The sequence below is a fragment of the Sphingobium sp. ba1 genome (assembly GCF_000743655.1).
Classification (GTDB): domain Bacteria; phylum Pseudomonadota; class Alphaproteobacteria; order Sphingomonadales; family Sphingomonadaceae; genus Sphingobium.
In genome coordinates this window covers 1-768 of the sequence record NZ_JPPQ01000026.1, presented here as the reverse complement: position 1 = coordinate 768, position 768 = coordinate 1, and the positions used below count along the sequence as shown (strand labels likewise).

Genomic DNA, 768 nt, shown 5'->3' with positions numbered 1-768 from the left:
GCCAACCCGGCTCCACCACACCTGGACAAAGCCCGTGCCAAGGTCCGCCCCCGGCAAAGGCGCGCCATCATAATAGAGCGCCGACGACAATTCGCCCCGGAACACCAGCGGCACATTGGTGTAGCCATAGGTACCGTTGATATAGGGATCGAACTCTAGCTTCAGCTTGTCGCCCTCGACCCGGCTGAAATCGGTAATGACATGGGGTGCCGCCAAACTGCCAGGCGCATTGCCCGCAGCTCCAAGGCGAAACACATCAGCGCCCGTGCCACCCGTGGCTGTATCCCGTGCATTGACTTCTGTGCCGACATAGACCGCATCATCACCTGCACCACCGTTGACGATATTGATGCCGCCGTCGCCGCGTACGGCGTCATTGCCTGCGCCACCCTGGACTGTGTCATTGCCATCGCTACCGCGAACGTCATCATTGCCATCACCGCCATCGAGCGTATCGGCGCCTGCAAAACCCACAATATAATCGGCACCAGCGCCGCCACTGACACCATCATTGCCCTCGCCACCATAGAGCGTGTCGTTGCCCGCGCCGCCGGTCAGCTGGTCATTGCCGATGCCACCGTCCAGATAGCTACCCGACGTGCCTGCGGTCATCACATCGTCGCCAGCCTCGCCATACAGCGAGTCAGACCCCGCGCCGCCTGACATCACATCATCGCCAGCGCCACCATAGAGCGTGTCGTTGCCCGCATCGCCATACAGCGTGTCGTTCCCGGCATCGCCATACAGCGTGTCATTGTCGTTGCCGCC

The 768-nt window shown here is 61.6% G+C and carries 1 protein-coding gene; it reads right to left on the bottom strand.

The window, feature by feature from the left end:
- On the bottom strand, positions 1-768 hold a 768-nt coding region (locus tag IL54_RS22100; RefSeq protein ID WP_162182189.1), incomplete at both ends, for a calcium-binding protein.